Origin of the sequence: Mucilaginibacter sp. CSA2-8R, from assembly GCF_038806765.1 — a bacterium.
Classification (GTDB): Bacteria; Bacteroidota; Bacteroidia; order Sphingobacteriales; family Sphingobacteriaceae; genus Mucilaginibacter.
This window is the reverse complement of record NZ_CP152389.1, coordinates 3,899,164-3,917,867: the sequence shown is the minus strand read 5'-3', so window position 1 is coordinate 3,917,867 and position 18,704 is coordinate 3,899,164. Positions and strand designations below refer to the sequence as shown.

The following is an 18,704-nucleotide window of genomic DNA, read 5'->3' as shown; positions in this document are numbered from 1 at the left end:
CAAAACGGCATTCGCTTATAAGACCATTGCCGTTCTTATAAGCAGGTAAATAACAGGATACATTTTAGCAGTACAATCAATTAGCCGGGTTAACTTATGAATTATGGAGAAAAGAAGAACTTTTATTAAGAAGATTGCTATTGCCACTGGTGGTATAGCGATAGGCGGCAGTAGCTTCGGCTTCACAGCTAAAAGTTACAACCGGATCATTGGTGCAAACGATCGCATCAATGTATCAATTATAGGCCTAAACGGGCGCGGCGGAAGCATGTGCACGACCTTTGCCAGGCAGGAAAAATGCTTGGTGACCAGCGTTTGTGATGTAGACTCGCGAACTATACCTGTTACGCAGCAAAAGATAAAACAAGTCACTGGGGCTACCGAGCGGCCAAAAGGTGAAGGTGATTTCAGGCACGTGCTTAGTGATAAGGATGTTGATGCCATTTATATAGCCACACCCGATCATTGGCATGCACCCATGACTATTTTAGGCTGCCAGGCGGGCAAACATGTTTATGTGGAAAAGCCGTTGAGTCACAACCCGCACGAAGGCGAAATGGCAGTAGCGGCAGCCAGAAAGTATAAAAGGGTAGTACAGATGGGGGCGCAACGCCGGTCATCTCCATTAGCTATACAATGCATGGATGAGTTACATAATGGCGTGATTGGCCGGGTGTACTTTGCCAAGTGCTGGTATACCAATGCCCGTAAAGCCATGCAGCTCAAGCCTGCAGCAGTACCCGAGTGGCTAAATTATGAACTATGGCAGGGTCCTGCTCCTCGTCAGGCTTATCAGGATGGCTTAATACATTATAATTGGCATTGGCTATGGACGTACGGTACTGGTGAAGCTCTCAACAACGGTACACATGAAGTTGACCTTGCTCTTTGGGGGCTTGGTGTTGACCTGCCTACACGCGTTACCTCTGTGGGGGGGCGCTATCAATTCAAAGATGCCTGGCAAACGCCCGACACGCAAATTATTTGCATGGATTATCCTGGACGCGTATCGCTCATGTGGGAGAACCGCAGTTCGAACGGGCGCAAAATTGAAGGCGCAGACCGTGGCGTTATATTTTATGGAGATAATGGTAGTTTGGATACGGATGGTGAAGCCTATACCGTATATGATCTTAACGGAAAAGTAGTTAAGCAGGTGGTTAAAAAAAGTTTGGCCGAAGAGTCTGCTTTACAAGGACGTAACACCGCCAGCCCAAGCTTAGGACTGGATAGCCTGCATGTAGCTAATTTTTTACAAGCCATAAGGGGTAATAAAAAGCCAAGTTGCGATGTAGCAATAGGTCAAAAAAGTGTTTTAGCCATGCAGCTCGGTAATATAGCTTGGAGAGTGGGCCGCGATTTACATATCAATCCGTCGAACGGACATATCATTAACGACACAGAAGCCCAGAAGTTTTGGAGCCGAAGCTATGCTCCCGGATGGGAGCCTAAAATATAGATTGCCGTCTTGTTAAGGTTTATTTGCTAACAGTGGCCCAATTTTACCAATAGGTCGCTGGTGTCACTGATAAATGCGCAGAGAGGCAGTCTCATCTTTTGGTCAATTCGTCTCAAATTTGAGGTTAATTTGTATAGCTTGGTATTAACAAAGTCTTTCAATTGCAGGTAATAAGGTAGACTATTTTATATACATATAAAGGTTATTGCTAACTCAGCATGAGTCTTGGATAATCAATTTAAGCATAGCTTAGTATATTCCGCTTTAAGAACACATGTAACTTTCAAAGGCAGGTTATAAATGCATCATCATCTATTAAATGCCGTTTTCTGCGTGCTCAAAGTATTTTTTAATGCTTTAAGCTAATAACACTCATTATGATGTGGACAAGCATAAACGATATTTAAGTATTGCCTAAACGTGTTCAATTGTAATTGTTCTTGAATAAGGACGTCGAATTTTTGAGCCAAAGACATTAGTGGATTGTATATGTGTTACAATAACATTAAATCCCTAGCCTACATTTCAGGATGTTATTATAGTAGTTGAAGCCATAGTCGGATTTGTAATATATCAATATTAACTTGTATGTTTACCTAACCAATTATTTACATGCAACTAAATTCCTTAAGTGACGCCGACTTATGGTCTCTGATCGTTGGCGACAACTATCGTGCATTCACAGTACTTTTTGAACGGTACTGGTTGAGATTATTTAGAACGGCGCAAAGATACATTGACAGCGAAGCAGCTTGCGAAGAGGTTCTGCATGATCTTTTCCTAAACTTATGGAACAGGCGAAAATTTTTGGTTATAATCAATATAGAACATTATTTAAAAGCCTCTATCCGATACCAGGTCTACAGCTATCAAAAGAAAACCAGAAAAAGTTTTATATCCTATAGTGAGAATATTGAAGAAAAAAACGACTTAGTTATCTACAATCAGGGTAGCGAAAAGATACATTCCGGTGAATTGGAGAGGCAACTTGAATCGTACCTGAACGTGCTTCCTGTGAGGTGCAGGCAAATATTTTTGCTTAGCCGGAGAGACTACCTTTCAAATGAAGAGATCGCTAAAATGTTGAAGATTTCCAAGCGCTCTGTTGAGAATCAAATTACTATCGCACTAAAGCACTTGCGTTTCAATCTAAAAGAAATAATGATCTTATTAATCTTATTAGGTTACGCCTATTAAGGGCACACTCTTCACTCAGTACTTCAAGTTGTTTCTTGCTTTCTATCGAAGCATACTGCGTTGCAATAACGCAAAATTGCCATTTGAACATTCACTGATCGTGTTTGCTTAGTAATCATGGTAGGCCTTTTCAGTGCATCAAAATCCAAATGTCGTTCCGAAGATAGGGTTTCTATAATGCTCTAAGGTGTACTGGTTTGCATAGGGTCAGGTATTGCAAGCAACAGCAATTCATTCATTGAAAAACAAAGTTGTTCACTAATAGTCTTTTTTTTCTTTAAGATAGTGTGTGTGGTAAGTAAAAACCACTCTAATTAAATAAAGCCATGCCATTAATAGCAACTGACCATGACACGCAGCGAGTATATCATTCTTTTTGAAAAATATCTGGCAGGAAACGCGTCCGAAGAAGAGATTACGAAAATTATGGCCTACCATGATGAAATTGAGCTTGCCGATGCCGATGACGTAAGTCTGAATGATCGTGAACGCGGTAATCGTATCCTATCAAAACTTGACGAAGCTACAGGCCATACGGTAAAGTCTGATCGTGATTTTCGGAGCTGGTGGTATGCGGCTGCAACAATATTGATCTTATTGACGACCGGTATTTCGATATGGATCAACGCATCCCGCCCCGGTAAAGAAGGAACTACCTATGCCCTCAAAAAAAATGATATAAAGGCTGGCGTTGATAAAGCTATCTTAAAACTGGCCAATGGTAAAGAGGTCGTTTTAGTCAAAGGGGCAAGCGGCACAGTAGTGAACCAGGAAGGAATAGTTGTGCGTAAAGAAAAGAACGGATCATTAAATTATATTGTATCATCCGTAGGCCAGGCCAAGGCTCCGGCGGGATACAACACATTAACCACTCCACGCGGAGCCGAATACCATATCACTCTCGAAGATGGTACAAAGGTTTGGCTGAATGCAGCCTCTTCTTTAAAATTTCCGGTTGCTTTCGGAAACAAGGAACGGCGTGTGCAAATTACCGGCGAGGCTTACTTCGAAGTTGCGAAAAAAAGAAACAGACCATTTAAAGTGGTTTTTAATGATCAGGAGATAGAAGTTTTAGGAACGCACTTTAACGTGACGGCCTATGATGATGAACCCAATACTAAGACGACGTTGCTGGAGGGCTCTGTAAAAATTTCCCGCCAGGGCAAAAAGCAAATATTGATACCAGGACAACAAGCGGTCAGTGCTCGAAACCAAAACGGTTTTACCGTAGGTAAAGTGAATGTACAGGAGGTTGTTGCCTGGAAAAATGGCTTTTTTCAATTTCGCAATGCGAGCCTTGCTGATATTATGCGTCAGGCATCGCGCTGGTACGACGTCGAAGTATTGTACGAAAAAGGCTTTTCGCCCCAAGAATATGGTGGCAGGGTGGCTAAATACAATAATATTTCAGAGTTGTTAAGTAACCTGGAACTGACAGGTACTGTTCATTTTAAGATTGAGGGAAGGAGGATTACAGTTATGCAATAGCTATACTTTGAAAACTGCGTCCTAAAATGATCACCGGGTACATTGCCGCGTCCCCGGTGATCCCAGCCTTAAAGAGCTGGGTCAGGTCCGCATTTTTAGTTGTTCGAATACCAATTATACACTAACCTAACATTCAAATGTATAAAATTTTTACTGCAATCATATGCGGGGCTTGCTCCTGCATTCCACCTAAATTTCTGAGAATAATGAAATTAACCATCGTAATGTGGGCCTTCGCCCTTATTCAGGTTAACGCAGCAAGCTATGCACAGAAAGTGAATATCCGCGTTGTTAATGCGTCAATGGACGATGTGCTGACCAATTTAAGCGTGCAAACAGGGTACAACTTTATTTATAATTCGGCAATGATAAGGACCGCTAAACCGGTGACCTTAAACGCAATTAATGAATCTTTGACTGAGGCCCTTGAAAGTTGTTTTAAAAACCAGCCTTTGCAATTTCTAATTAACGGCAATACTGTAGTAATCAAGCAAAGGGCGACGCCGGTTGCATCCAACACATCCGCCATCTCACGGTCAGCTATTCCGATCGTTGTTACAGGTACAGTAACAGATAACAAGGGACAGCCGTTAGCCGGCGTCAGTGTTTCGCTTAAAGGGACAACGGTAGGAACAGCTACAAACGCTGATGGCAAATTTAGCCTGAAAATACCCGACGATGATGGTATCATCATCTTTAGCTTAATGGGGTACAACGCACAACAAATTGCTGTTAAAGGTAAGAATATACTTAACGTAAGGATGGAGGAGGCGCCATCTGCTTTGAATGAAGTTGTAGTGGTGGGCTATGGCACTCAGCAAAAGAAAGACCTTATTTCGGCAGTATCATCTATCAAGGGTAGAGATATTGAGAATTTACCGGTGGCAACGCCGCAATCTCTTATACAAGGCCGCGCAACCGGCGTACAGGTTATCCAAAATTCAGGTTCGCCGGGAGGCGGGGTTACCGTCCGCATTAGAGGTACCACGTCAATTAACGCAGGGAACGATCCTCTTTATATCATCGACGGCATTCCTGTTGAGTCTGGCACATTAAGCAGTATTAGTTTATCAGGCAGTCAGCCATCAGCGCTCGCGGCTATCAATGCTGATGATATTGAGTCCATGGAAGTCTTAAAGGATGCGGGCGCATTAGCCATTTACGGATCCAGGGCGGCCAATGGTGTGGTGCTGATCACCACCAAACATGGCAAGAAAGGGAGCACCGCCTTTAATTTTAACTACTATACCGGATGGCAGCAAGATAACCCTAACCGTCGGGTTAAATTAATGAACAGTCAGCAAGCAATAGACCTCATACAAGAAGGGCGCGCCAACGCGCTGTCAGATGGCATTACTTCACTGTACGGATTTTTATTGCCGGCACCTGACGGAACACTATCAAATACCGACTGGCAAAAAGAATTGTTCCGCACAGCACCTATTTCAAATTATGAGGTTTCGGTTCGGGGAGGAGAAAATAAACTTCGATTTGCTCTTAGCGGTAGTTATCTGGATCAGCAGGGTATTATCATAAAATCTGGCTTTACCCGTGGTACCGGTCGCATTAACTTAGATTATGATGCATCCCGCAAATTCAAATTAGGAACCAATTTGTCATTGTCAAGATATACCAACAACAGGGTCTCGACGGATGACGGCAGTTCATCACTCATTCAAGTGGCTTTAAAAAAGTCACCATCATTGCCAATTTACAACCCTGATGGCACCTATTATCAGGGCGATGTGTCAGGATTTATAAACCCTGTAGCATTTGCCAACAAAATTAAATATGTAAACCAGGTAAGCACTGTAAAAGGTAACATCTATGGTGAATACACCTTCCTGCCCAAATTGGTTTTGCGCAGTACCGCAGGGCTTGACTATGATGCGGTAACTGACCAGTTTTTTCAACCTTCGGATGCTGTACGTAACGGTGTTGCCATAGGGGAGGCCTTTAATTCTAATGTTACAGGCTGGATTATTGAGAACACCTTGAGTTATGCTCACGACTTTGGAAAGCACCATTTAACCGGCCTTTTGGGGTACAGCCAGCAGGAGCGTAGTTCGTTCGCTTTGAACGGCAGGGGTACGCCTTACTCAACTAATAACATCTATACGTTAAATGCAGCAACTACTCCTACCAGTGTATCATCCAGCACTTCAGCTTATGGACTTTCATCGGCGTTTGCAAGATTAGGATATGCTTACAATGACAAATACCTATTGGAAGCATCTGCACGTCGCGACGGATCATCAAGGTTTGGCGCTAATAAACGCTACTCTATATTTCCGGCAGTCTCTGCTGCCTGGCGTGTTTCCAACGAGGCATTTTGGAACAAATCGTCGGTTATCAACGATTTTAAATTTAGAGCCAGTATCGGCAAGACAGGCAATCAAACTATTGGCGATTACGTTGCACAAGGACAGTACTCCACGGGAGCTAATTATATAGGTCAAAGCGGCATTGCACTCACTACGCTGCCTAACCCCGACCTTACTTGGGAGACCACACTTCAGTACAATGCAGGGTTGGATATCTCGCTCTTCACGTCAAGAATCAGTTTTACTGTGGATGCCTATGTTAAGAATACATCCAACCTGTTATTGCAAGTGCCTCTGCCCAATACATCAGGATTCGGTTTTGTACTTCAGAATATTGGTGCTACCCAAAATAAGGGTTTGGAATTTGGCCTGAATACCATAAACATCGACAACAAAGATATTACGTGGAGGAGTAACTTTAACATTTCGTTCAATCGCAATAAAGTGGTACAACTTTATGGCGGTGCTGACAACATCATCCAAACTGCAGGCGCGGGTTTGTCCGGATCGCTTACATCCTACAATATATTGCAGGTTGGTAGTCCGATTGGAAGCTTGTATGGCTGGAGAGAGTCAGGCGTGTACCGTAATTCAGCTGATAATACGGCAAAGATTACCAGTACAAGTTTCGGTACAAATGGTTATGTTTTTAAGGGTGGAGACATGATTTTTCAGGACCTGAACGGTAACGGTACAATTGATATAGATGACCGTATGATTATAGGTAATGCCCAGCCAAAATTTACGGGCGGCTTTACCAACACCGTTACCTGGCGCAACTTTGATCTTAATCTGTTAATGACATTTAGCTATGGCAACGATATCGTTAACGGAACAAGGTACGCTGCTGAATCGGCCACCGGTTTCAACGGATCTGTTACCTTGTTAAATAGATGGAGAAACGAAGGAGACATTACCGACATTCCCCGCGCGAATTATGTAGACCCGGCAGGTAACAGACGGTTCTCTAACCGTTGGATAGAAGACGGTTCTTATTTGAGAGCAAAGAATTTGACAATAGGCTATAAACTACCCACAAGTTTACTTGAAAAATTTAAAGTAAAATCTTGCCGGTTTTATGCCACTGCTCAAAACCTGTTCACTTTAACCCGATATACCGGTTACGACCCTGAAGCCAGTTCTATTCAATTGGGCGTTGACCAAGGCACCTATCCTCAGTATCGTGCGTATATTTTTGGAATTAACGTTGGATTTTAAATTGAAAAAAATGAAAATCAATATAATAATTACTATTATAATGGTAAGCTTTCTAGCGGTTTCTTGCTCTAAAGTAACGGAGCAAGTTCCTGAAAGTCAGATTACACCGGCTAATTTTTATAAAACAGCCTCGGATGCCGATAATGCAATTAATGCCTGTTATGACATCCTTCAAAAGCTGCCTGCTAATTTTGAGCTTTGGGGAGACGGCCGGGCCGATATCCTTGCAGCTACTGACCGGCCATTGAGCTCTGATCTACAAATCGTTAATGGCAATGTTTCGGCAAGTAACAGTTATGTAAACGGTTGGAATGCACTTTACAGTGGTATTAACCGCTGCAATAGCGTGCTTACCAACATACCTAACATTACCGACCCTTCATTGTCTGGCCGTAAGGATAGAATCATAGGCGAGGCTTATTTTTTACGTGCTCTATTCTATTTTTACTTAACACGAACGTTTGAGAATGTGCCTCTTATACTGCAACCGTATGAGGATCTGAGCAACGACTTTTTTCCGAAAAATAACGACCGCGCTACCTTGTTTGCCCAGATCGAAAAAGATCTTAAAGCAGCCGAACCGTTAGTTCCTGACCTGCCTTTTTATACTACTATCGAGAATAAAGGCAAGGCTACGAAAGCTGCCATACGTAGTGCACTGGCCGACCTTTACCTTTGGAATAAAAAATATCAGCAAGCCGCAGACGTTACAGCATTAATTATCAACAGCCCTGCCGGTTACTCACTGGTGCCTGGTGCCAACTTTGGTAATCTTTTTACGCTGAAAAACCAATCTGAGTCAATTTTTGAGATTCAATACAACAATGCTAACCAAGAAGGTACTCCAGGAACAAACGATGTTAATGGGTTAACGGAGCAGTTTTTGCCTATCGGCGGTACTTATACGGCTGGTAACTGGCGTTACCTTCCATCTAACAAACTGTTGACTGCCTTACCTGGCAATGACCTGAGAGCGGCCATCACCTACAAGAATACGGGTGCAGCACCGGCGCCGTTCCGGGATGCTAACCGCATATACATTGCTAAATACCCAGGTACGCTGGTTGGGTCTGTCCTGTTCCAGGATTCTAATTTTATCATTTACCGGTTAGCCGAGATTATTCTATTTCGCGCAGAAGCGCTGAATGAACTTGGCCAAACAAATTCAGCAATAGCACTTTTAAACCAGATCAGAACAAGGGCGGGGCTAAGCGCCACCACCGTCACCTCGCAAAGCGATGTTCGCATAGCGATCGAGAATGAACGTTTTACAGAACTTGCCTTTGAGGGAAAACGGTACTATGACCTGGTGCGCACCGGCAGGTATGCCGTAGTTACCGGTTTTAACGACGTTAATTATTTACGCTGGCCAATCCCTACTACGGAGATTATCCGAAACAGAAATTTAGTTCAAAATCCAGGTTATTAATTATTGCATCATGTTCAAAATAAAGATGACATCAAAAATCTATTTGCTTTTTACCTTATCGTGCTTTATGATATTCATGAGCTGTAAAAAAGACGAGACAAAGGGGGCAATCGTGGACGCGGTGTATATTGCCTCAAACGCTAACACGGGTTCAGGTACTACCGCATCAACCACAATCACAAACTCTGCATCGGGTAAGGTGTCGGTATCGCCCGCGGTAGCACGAGTTTATGTCAATACATTAAAAAGTTTTGATGTTGCCGTGAGCTACACTCTATCAGGCACTGCTGTTGCAGGCACTAATTATACACCGCCGGCAGCCTTAACAGTTTCCATTCCGGCAGGAAAATGGTATGCTGATATACAGATCCCTGTTGTCAATACACCATTAAACGGTAACAAAACAATTGTTATTACCATGACGACTGCCACTAATAATGTTCAGGTCGGCATGGGGTCTGATCGTAATTATAAGACATTCACTTATACGCTGACCAATTAGAATGAACAGAAATCGCATTATAACATTAGTGCTTAGTCTCATTATGAACTGGGCGTATGCCCGGCCACCGGCGCAACCAGTGGTCGACGTCTGTGTGTATGGTGGAACGTCAGCCGGTGTAATTGCTGCATATACAGCAGCTAAACTGGGCAAAAGTGTAATCCTGGTGGAGCCCGGCGACCGGCTGGGCGGCCTGTCAAGTGGAGGGCTTGGCTTTACTGATATTGGAAACAAATATGTAGTTACCGGACTGGCCCGTGATTTTTATAGGCAGGTAGGCCAGCATTATGGCAAACTTGAACAATGGACCTTTGAGCCAAAAGTGGCCGAGGCGGTGTTTTTAAAGTACGCAAAAACAAAAGGTATTACCGTATGCCTAAATTGGCGACTTAATTCGGTTACAAAGGCCGGCACCGTCATTAAAAGTATTCAGTTAGAGCAAAGCCAGCAACCGGATGCTCAAAAGCGGTTGGTTGTTGCCAGGCAATTTATTGATTGCTCTTACGAAGGCGATTTGATGGCAAAGGCTGGTGTGAGCTACACGACGGGTCGTGAAGATAACTCACTTTACAACGAAACCGTGAGTGGTGTACAGTTAAAGAACGAACATCAGTTTCCTGATCACATTGATCCTTATAAAATTCCGGGTGATGCTAAAAGTGGCTTGCTTTGGGGTATCAGCAACGCTAAACTGGAGCCTAACGGTACTGGCGATAAAAAAATTCAGGCTTATAATTTCCGTATTTGCCTGAGTGATGACCCGGCTAACCGTATCCCGATTACTATGCCCGAAGGTTATGATCCCAGCAAGTATGAATTGTTGCTAAGATATCTTACTGCCAAGCCAAGTAAAGATCTGTGGGCCTTTTTAAAAATGAGTCTTATGCCTAATCATAAAACTGATATCAATAATAACGGCCCTTTTTCTACCGATATGATTGGGATGAATTACGAATACCCAGAGGCTGATTACAAGACCCGTGATGCTATTACTAAAGCACACGAAGATTATACCAAAGGCCTGCTTTACTTTGCAGGGCACGATGCGCATATGCCCGAACATTTGCGAGCCCAGATGCTGCAATGGGGCTACCCTAAAGACGAGTATTTAAAAAGCGGGCACTTCACCAAACAACTGTACGTGCGCGAAGCACGTCGCATGGTTGGGGCATATGTAATGACCCAAGCCAATTGCGAACGCAATGTGATTGTGCCAGACGGCATTGGTATGGGGGCATACAACATGGACTCGCATAATGCACAAAGGTTAGTTGTAAATGGTATGGTGAAGAACGAGGGCGACGTACAATTGCGGGGAATTAGCCCTTATCCAATAGCTTACCGCTCAATTACTCCAAAGCAAAGTCAATGTATTAATCTGACCGTTCCTGTTTGTCTATCAGCCAGTCATATGGCCTATGGCTCCATACGTATGGAACCAGTGTTTATGGTGTTAGGGCAATCATCGGCCGTAGCCGCTTGTCAGGCGATTAATAATCATTGTGCCATACAACAGATTGATGTAACAAAACTGCAGGCGGAGCTAAAGACTAATCCATTGGCCGACCATAGTTTAGCAGAGGTGTTAATTGATAACGATGATACAAATAACGTTTCTGTAGTGGGAAACTGGAGTAAAGAAAAAATTGGAGGGTATGGCCCTTCATTTCTGAAAATAAATCCATCATCAGCGCAATCAACCGTAAGATTTAAAGCCGCTGTTGAAAGATCGGGCCAGTATCAGGTTTATGCTTACTTTCCTAAAGTGCCGGATGCTTGCGATGTAACCGCTATAAAAATATTTAATGGCGAAAAGCTTGTTGTCAAAAAGATTAAAAAGGATGAAATTCAGGTTGTTGGGCAGGCATCTGGTGAATGGGTTGCGTTAGGGGCTGCTGCCCTTCAAACTAAAAAAAACAGCTATGTCGAAATCTCAGCTGAAGGTGCATCCGGCGTTGTGGTAGCTGACGCAGTATTATTTATTCCACAAAAAGAAAAAAAATAGCCATGACCCTTAACAGAAGACAATTAATCAAAGGTGTCAGCGTATCAGCGGCTATGCTTGCGCTTTCGCCATTTGCATCTGCGAGTACCAGGCCAACCGCTTTAAAGGCTCCCGAACAGGGTAGTATAGACATTATAAATGCGGGTATAGGCGGTAATAACACGACAGAAATGCTCGCCCGCCTCGAGAAGGATTGCCTTACGCATAGGCCTAAGCTTACCGTTTTAATGGCTGGCACCAATGATATGAATAGTGTAAAACACGTTCCGCTGGTGCAGTTTGAGGAAAACGTGAATCAACTTGCACGGCTTATAATGAAAAGCGGCAGTAAGCTAATAATCATGACCATTTTGCCTTTGTACGAGCCTTATCTTTTAACCAGGCATCCTGCGTCGTTTTATGAGCCAGAGGGAGTGTCTGTACGTCGGCAGCAGGTGAACAGCGTAATCAAAAAGGTAGCTAAAGCACACCAAGCTCATCTGCTGGATGTAGGCAGCAGGTTTGAGGCCATTGGCAAAATTGGCTTAGATAAAGATTCATTGATACAAAATGAAGCCAATGCTAACAAGACCGACGGTATTCATCCTACTGCCAACGGCTACCGGTTCATTGGTTTGTCGGTATACGATTACATAACTGCCCACAGGTTGCCCACAGAAAAAATTGTTTGTTTTGGTGATAGCATTACTAAGGGCGATGGCTCCAACAACAATAATAGTTACCCTGGTTTTTTATATAAACTATTGACTGTAAATTCTGATGAACAAAGATAGCGATCTGCGCCAGCTTATGTCTATGCCGCTGATTGTAGCAGCGCTGGGTTATTTTGTAGACATTTATGACTTGTTACTTTTCAGTATTGTTCGTATTCCAAGTTTGAAAGCATTGCACGTACCTGATGACCGTTTGCTGCCTGACGGCATATATCTCATCAATGTACAAATGGTCGGTTTACTAATAGGCGGGATTTTGTGGGGGATTATAGGCGATAAAAAAGGACGTCTATCTGTGCTTTTTGGTTCTATTCTGTTGTATTCTCTGTCTAACATAGCCAATGGGTTTATTACTAATCTGAGCCAGTATGTTGTGCTACGCTTTGTAGCCGGCATTGGCCTGGCAGGCGAACTTGGTGCTGGTATTACGCTGGTTGCTGAGATACTACCTAAACATTTAAGAGGGTATGGTACCTCTATAGTGGCCTCTATAGGGCTTATGGGTGCGGTTCTTGCTTATCTTGTAGCAAATTTATTCGACTGGAAGATTGCGTATATAATAGGTGGTGGATTAGGTATTCTGTTGCTGCTACTCCGATTCAATGTATTTGAGTCTGTAATGTTTAAAAACGCCAAGGAGCAGTCAGTCTCACGAGGAAACTTTTTATCCTTGTTTAGTTCAAGGTACAAATGCTTAAAGTATGTACGCTGTATTTTAATCGGACTGCCTATATGGTTCGTTATAGGAATACTGATCACCTTTTCGCCCGAATTTGGTAAAAGCTTAGGGTTAAGTGTTCCTATAGAAGCGGGCAAAGCAGTAATGTTCAATTACATTGGCCTGTCACTGGGTGATCTGAGCAGTGGCATCCTGAGCCAGCGGTTGCAAAGTCGTAAATCAGTAGTCCTGGTATTTATTGCTCTTACTACGGTGCTTGGCATCGTATACCTTTATTTTATGCCAAATTCGGTTTGGTTCTTTTACACCGTTTGCCTTTTGCTTGGTTTTGCAATTGGCTACTGGGCCTTATTTGTCACCATAGCAGCAGAGCAGTTCGGAACCAATTTGCGGGCAACCGTGGCTACCACCGTACCAAACTTTGTTAGGGGTAGCATCAATATTATGACACCGATATTTTTACTGTTCAAAACAGATTTTGGAACTATGGGAAGCGCGGCCATGGTAGGCTTTGTGGCTGTATTGCTTTCTCTTTTAGGGCTGTGGCGCATGGAAGAGACTTATCATAAAGACCTCAATTATAACGAATAAATTAACCCCTGTCATGAGCTTAAATAGAATATCCAACCAAAATATAAATGTGATGTTTGACAGACTACGTTCACTTTTTGCAACAATCATTTTTATTACGTTATCAACGGCGTTTCAGCTACATGCTCAGCAACCGGATCATGTTACTGCGCCTTCGGCAGTAAACTCAGTCTTTTTAGGATCAAAAGCTGGTCCTTCGAACGGGTATGAATGGCAGATGATAAAGGCTAGTGAAGCCAATGCCGAAGGCAAGCAGATATCGACGCCTAATTACAATGCCACTAAATGGCAGCGGGCCATAGTTCCGGGAACTGTGTTAAACAGTTTAGTAGCTAATAAAACATATCCGGAACCTTATTACAGTGATAATAATCGTAAATCAAAAAAGCTTATACCTGATATTGCCGATGCCGGGCGTGAGTTTTATCACTATTGGTTTCGCAGAGCATTTACTTTTCCTGCAGCGCTTAAAGGCAAGCGTACATGGCTTAAGTTTCATGGCATCAATTACCGGTGCGAGATATGGCTGAACGGCCATAAACTGGGCAGTATGGAAGGAATGTTCAATGCGCAGAGTTTTGATATTACCAATGTAGTAAACAAACAGACACTTAACGTATTGGCTGTAGATATGCTTCCGGTTGACCATCCCGGCACGTACGAACGTCGTAATAATGATCGCGTAGGGGCGGTGGGAGAGAACCACAATGGCGGCGACGGCGAAATAGGAAAAGATGTTACCATGCTGATGAGTGTAGGGTGGGATTTTACAGTGCCCGATGGCATACGCGATCGCAATACCGGTATATGGCGGAATGTTGAGCTTTACAGCACCGGTAATGTGGTTATGGATGCTCCATTCGTGATGACTAAAATGAATCTGCCTGATACCTCTCGTTCTTACGAAACGGTGTCGGTTGAATTAGAAAATGTTACTGCAACGCCTCAAACCGGCTCACTTGCCGGCCGAATTAACGAAGCTGGAATTTCATTCAATAAAAAAATCAGTTTGCTTGCCAGGGAAAAAAGAACGGTCAACTTTACACCGCAAGAATTTAAGCAGCTGCTTATAAAGCAACCTAAATTATGGTGGCCTGTCAATAAGGGGAAACCTTATTTATATACACTGTCTTTACAATTCCGTAGCGACGACGGAACAGTAAGCCACAACACTGATATACGCTTTGGCATAAGGCAGATTACTTCGGATCAAAACACCCCTGATAGCTCCAGGCGGTTTATGGTTAACGGTGTTCCGGTATTTATTAGAGGCACCAATTGGGTGCCCGAGGCCATGTTGCGTAACAGCACCGAACGCACGTATGCCGAGCTAAGATACACCCGCCAGGCAGGGGTTAATTTATTAAGGCTTTGGGGAGGCGGGATAGCTGAATCAGATTACTTTTATCAATTGTGCGATGAATTTGGACTAATGGTTTGGAATGAGTTTTGGCTTACCGGAGACACACGTTTTCCGGTAGACACAACCATGTACCTTCGTAATGTAGAGAACACGGTAAAGCGCATACGCAAACACCCATCAGTAGCTTACTACGTAGCGGCTAATGAAGCTAAAGAAGTTCCCGGTACCGCTAAGCTTATTTACAAACTCGATCCAACTATCGGTTATCAAATACAATCAGAATGTTGCGGTATACATGATGGCAGTCCGTACAAGTATGAAAATCCTATGCAATATTTTGAGAACACCGCATCACGCCGAGGAAGTCGGGTAGATGGGTTTAACCCTGAGTATGGAGCACCGTGTATCCCAATAGCTGAATCTATAAAAAAAATGATGCCGGCCGACAAAGCTTGGCCAATTAACGATGCCGTTTGGAATTATTTAGATGGTAATGGTTTTCATCAGGTAACTACTAAATATCGTGAAGCTGTAGACGCTTTTGGTCCATCTAACAGTATTGAAGAGTTTGCACAAAAAGGACAATTTGTAGGAGCTCTAAATTTTAGAGCGATTTGGGAAGTTTGGAATTACAACAAGTTCAACTTTGGCGATCGCTGGGCATCAGGCTTTTTATTTTGGTACCACAACAGCCCGGCACCACAAACGGCGTCACGAATGTATGACTGGTATTTAGAACCTACTGCAGCGCTGTATTATTCGCAGAACGGGTTGGCGCCCTTGCATCCGCAGTTTGATTATCTTAAAAATACTGTTTCGGTTTATAACGACTTTCGTCAAGCTTATAAAGCTTATCAATTAGAAGCTGATGTATACTCATTAGAAAGCAAACTTATCTGGTCTAAAAAGGCACTAATCAATATCCCGGCTGATGGCGTAGTTAAAGATGCGCTTAAAATTCAGTTTCCCACCAATGCAGGCCAGGTTCATTTCATTAAACTTAGGTTGAAGAATAATGTCGGGAAATTAGTTTCTGATGCTTTGTATTGGCGTTCGAAAGATGAATATAAGGGTGCGTGGACGATGACCGGACCGGCGGTGTCAGGCTTCGAGGATATTAATAAGCTGCCACGCGTCAAGTTAGAAGCTTCAGCACGAAAACAGAACCTTAATGGTAAAAGTCAATTGATCGTTAACCTGCACAATCCATCCGCAGGGTTGTCTTTTTTTACGCAACTTAAATTGCAGGATGGCAAGGGCAAAAATCTCGGGGCAACTTTTTATTCAGATAATTTCTTTAGTTTAATGCCAGGAGAAACCAAAACAGTAACCATCGAAATGCCGCCAAGCGCCGGAGCTTCAACAGTGTTAATGCTCAATGCCTTCAATTCGAGTTCCGTTAAAGTACCTATCAGGTAATGATTTGAAAGCAACCGTGACGATGTTACCTATATTTGCAATAGTCAAATCAACAAACAAATTGGTGTTTTTTGGTGCTGTTATTTCACTGATATTAAGTTTTGAAAGTGCGGTCAAAGCGCAGCCCCTGCATGAAATGGTTTTTACCGATGCCCATGATCTTACCATAATCGGTAAAGCTGAAGAAAGTGAAATGTTTTATCACAGGTTGGATACATCTTTACATAAAGACCTACCAAGTGTCATCAAAACCTTAGCTACCCGCTCGGCCGGTCTTGCAGTGAGTTTCACTACTAACAGTTCAACAATTTCGGCTAAATGGTGCACGAGTAAGCAGGTTACGGATGATAACATGACCGGCATTGCGTATGAAGGAATGGATCTGTATATCAAACGTGCGGGGCGCTGGCAATTTGCAGGAGTTGCCAGGCCTCAATCTCACGATTGTTCAGAGGCCATGATTGTTGAAAATATGAAAGCTGGAAAAAAAGAATGCTTGCTTTTTCTTCCAACTTATGACGAGACACTTTCGCTAAGTATCGGCGTTGATATAGGTGCCAGCCTTTACCCTGAAAAATATCCTTTTAAAAAAAGCGTAGTGATTTATGGTTCAAGTATCGTTCAAGGGGCATCTGCAAGCCGTCCCGGGTTGGCCTACCCAGCCAGGCTTTCGCGGGAAACAGGATATAATTTTATCAATCTCGGCTTTAGCGGCAATGCAAAGATGGAAAAATCAGTTGTTGATATGATCGCTGCTATGCCTATGGATGCAATTATACTTGATTGCGTGCCTAATCCGTCGCCAGAGGAAGTACTTAAGAGAACCCATTACCTGATCACAACAATTCGTAAGTTCCATCCGGGCATTCCTATAATAGGGATACAAAGCGTAGCCCGGGAGAAAGGAAACTTTGATACCGTAGTTGCAGCGAGAGTAGCCCGTAAAAATGAATATTTTAAACAAGAGGTCAGAAAAATACAAAAAACAGATAAAGATCTATATTTTATTAGTGCAGACGGTCTCTTAGGAGATGACCAAGAGGGAACAACGGATGGCATTCATCCGAATGACCTTGGCTTTGACAGGATGTTGCAAAAGATTTGCCCCCCAATATTGATGATACTTAAGCGCAATAAGAGCTATGGTTTTTCAAACTAGATAATTGTTAAGCATAGTAAGTTTGTTTTTTTAGAGAGCAATGAAAAGGTGTTTGTCTAACTAAATCTGATAATAAACATTAAATTTAGTTTGGGAGGGTGTCTATGCATTATCTTCCACCCTAACTGCTATACAAATTGCAACGGAATTATTGCTGTTTGCTTTTGCTTTGTGTGTTCAAAAGAGTACCGATAAATTGCCGGAACTTTTCATAACCATTGTTTATTAGTGTAACCGGATTGATAGTATTAAACTGATTTAATGTGTTGTGCCTCTTAAAATCAGTTCAATTAATAATCGGTTACATAAAATTAAACTTTGAGGAGGAAAACGAAGAGTTCATTTTGGGAGTATAAAACGGGTGCCTATGGCATAAAAAAAGCGCCTAAATTATTAATTTAAGCGCTTTAGATAGGTTTTATTACCCTTTAAGCGGAATGGACGGGACTCGAACATTGCCCCAAAAACCGCTTTTAAACAATATTTATAAACTTTTCCAATCGGTGCTCACCCAATGCTCACCAATTTTCAATCTAATTGACTGTAGTTGATTTACTCAAATATAAAGATTTTAGAGTGAAGAATTGTTTAAAATCAGTAGCAAAGTGATGTGCAGTTTTCAGTAGGGTGCTAGAGTGACAAAAAATCTTGTTTAGTTAGTTGCATTTATAGTCACTGTTATCTTTTAAGATGCCTGTAAATTTCTCAGAAACACAATATCAAAAAGATTGGAGTCTGTTTAATTAGTGATATGAGTATATGAGAATATTAGGAAAGACAAAAAAGGGAATTTAGGCCAATTGTAGATTGATTCTCAATCTTTCATCAAAAAACTAAATTTCATTTTATAAAACGGTCGTTTTTTGGAATGGATTATCACTTTTAGCAAAGTCATGGAAGGGCTGCACTGCAATACAAAATTTATAAAATATGCATATTAACAAATTTAGAAAGTGGCGTTCCATCAAAAGATTACGTCATGTTATTCAAAATTGAGAACCAGATTGTGTTTATGTTAGTATAGTTTACCTTGTGAGTTGACTAGACATTGAAAGATTTATCTGGAAATTCAAGATTAATTTTCAACGATTCCGAAAGCCCATAAAGAGGCAATTAAATTTAACCCGAAAGTAATTATTGAATAAAATATTCCTTGTT

At 42.4% G+C, this 18,704-nt stretch carries 11 protein-coding genes; all 11 read left to right on the top strand.

From position 1 onward, the window contains the following. Window positions 1-103: 103 nt before the first annotated feature. The 11 genes from AAGR14_RS16825 to AAGR14_RS16775 all read left to right on the top strand — a co-directional run bounded on the left by AAGR14_RS16825 (window position 104) and on the right by AAGR14_RS16775 (window position 17,546). A complete protein-coding gene (locus AAGR14_RS16825) occupies window positions 104-1,459 on the top strand; it encodes a Gfo/Idh/MocA family oxidoreductase (RefSeq protein WP_342645399.1) in 1,356 nt (451 codons plus the stop codon). A 612-nt stretch (window positions 1,460-2,071) separates the two neighbouring features. Further along, window positions 2,072-2,656, top strand: coding sequence for a sigma-70 family RNA polymerase sigma factor (locus AAGR14_RS16820; protein ID WP_342645398.1), 585 nt, complete (start codon window positions 2,072-2,074; stop codon window positions 2,654-2,656). Window positions 2,657-3,004: 348 nt separating this feature from the next. After that, window positions 3,005-4,144: a FecR domain-containing protein gene (locus AAGR14_RS16815; protein ID WP_342645397.1), complete on the top strand. Its 1,140-nt coding sequence runs from the start codon at window positions 3,005-3,007 to the stop codon at window positions 4,142-4,144. 206 nt (window positions 4,145-4,350) lie between these two features. Then, the gene (locus tag AAGR14_RS16810) at window positions 4,351-7,686 is read left to right on the top strand and encodes a TonB-dependent receptor (RefSeq protein ID WP_342645396.1); all 3,336 of its coding nucleotides are present in this window, start codon (window positions 4,351-4,353) and stop codon (window positions 7,684-7,686) included. Window positions 7,687-7,696: 10 nt separating this feature from the next. Further along, window positions 7,697-9,115: a RagB/SusD family nutrient uptake outer membrane protein gene (locus AAGR14_RS16805; protein WP_342645395.1), complete on the top strand. Its 1,419-nt coding sequence runs from the start codon at window positions 7,697-7,699 to the stop codon at window positions 9,113-9,115. 10 nt (window positions 9,116-9,125) lie between these two features. After that, window positions 9,126-9,617, top strand: coding sequence for a hypothetical protein (locus AAGR14_RS16800; protein ID WP_342645394.1), 492 nt, complete (start codon window positions 9,126-9,128; stop codon window positions 9,615-9,617). A 1-nt stretch (window position 9,618) separates the two neighbouring features. Next, window positions 9,619-11,622 carry an FAD-dependent oxidoreductase gene (locus AAGR14_RS16795; protein WP_342645393.1) on the top strand — a complete coding sequence of 668 codons (2,004 nt, stop codon included), beginning with the start codon at window positions 9,619-9,621 and terminating at the stop codon, window positions 11,620-11,622. A 2-nt stretch (window positions 11,623-11,624) separates the two neighbouring features. Then, window positions 11,625-12,395, top strand: coding sequence for an SGNH/GDSL hydrolase family protein (locus AAGR14_RS16790; protein ID WP_342645392.1), 771 nt, complete (start codon window positions 11,625-11,627; stop codon window positions 12,393-12,395). Then, window positions 12,382-13,605, top strand: a complete 1,224-nt coding sequence (locus AAGR14_RS16785) for an MFS transporter (protein WP_342645391.1) — start codon at window positions 12,382-12,384, stop codon at window positions 13,603-13,605. Before AAGR14_RS16790 ends, AAGR14_RS16785 begins: the two co-directional genes overlap by 14 nt. A 13-nt stretch (window positions 13,606-13,618) precedes the next feature. After that, on the top strand, window positions 13,619-16,387 hold the full coding sequence (locus tag AAGR14_RS16780) for a sugar-binding domain-containing protein (RefSeq protein WP_342645390.1): 2,769 nt from the start codon (window positions 13,619-13,621) through the stop codon (window positions 16,385-16,387). 4 nt (window positions 16,388-16,391) lie between these two features. After that, a complete protein-coding gene (locus AAGR14_RS16775) occupies window positions 16,392-17,546 on the top strand; it encodes an SGNH/GDSL hydrolase family protein (RefSeq protein ID WP_342645389.1) in 1,155 nt (384 codons plus the stop codon). The last annotated feature ends 1,158 nt before the right edge of the window (window positions 17,547-18,704 follow it).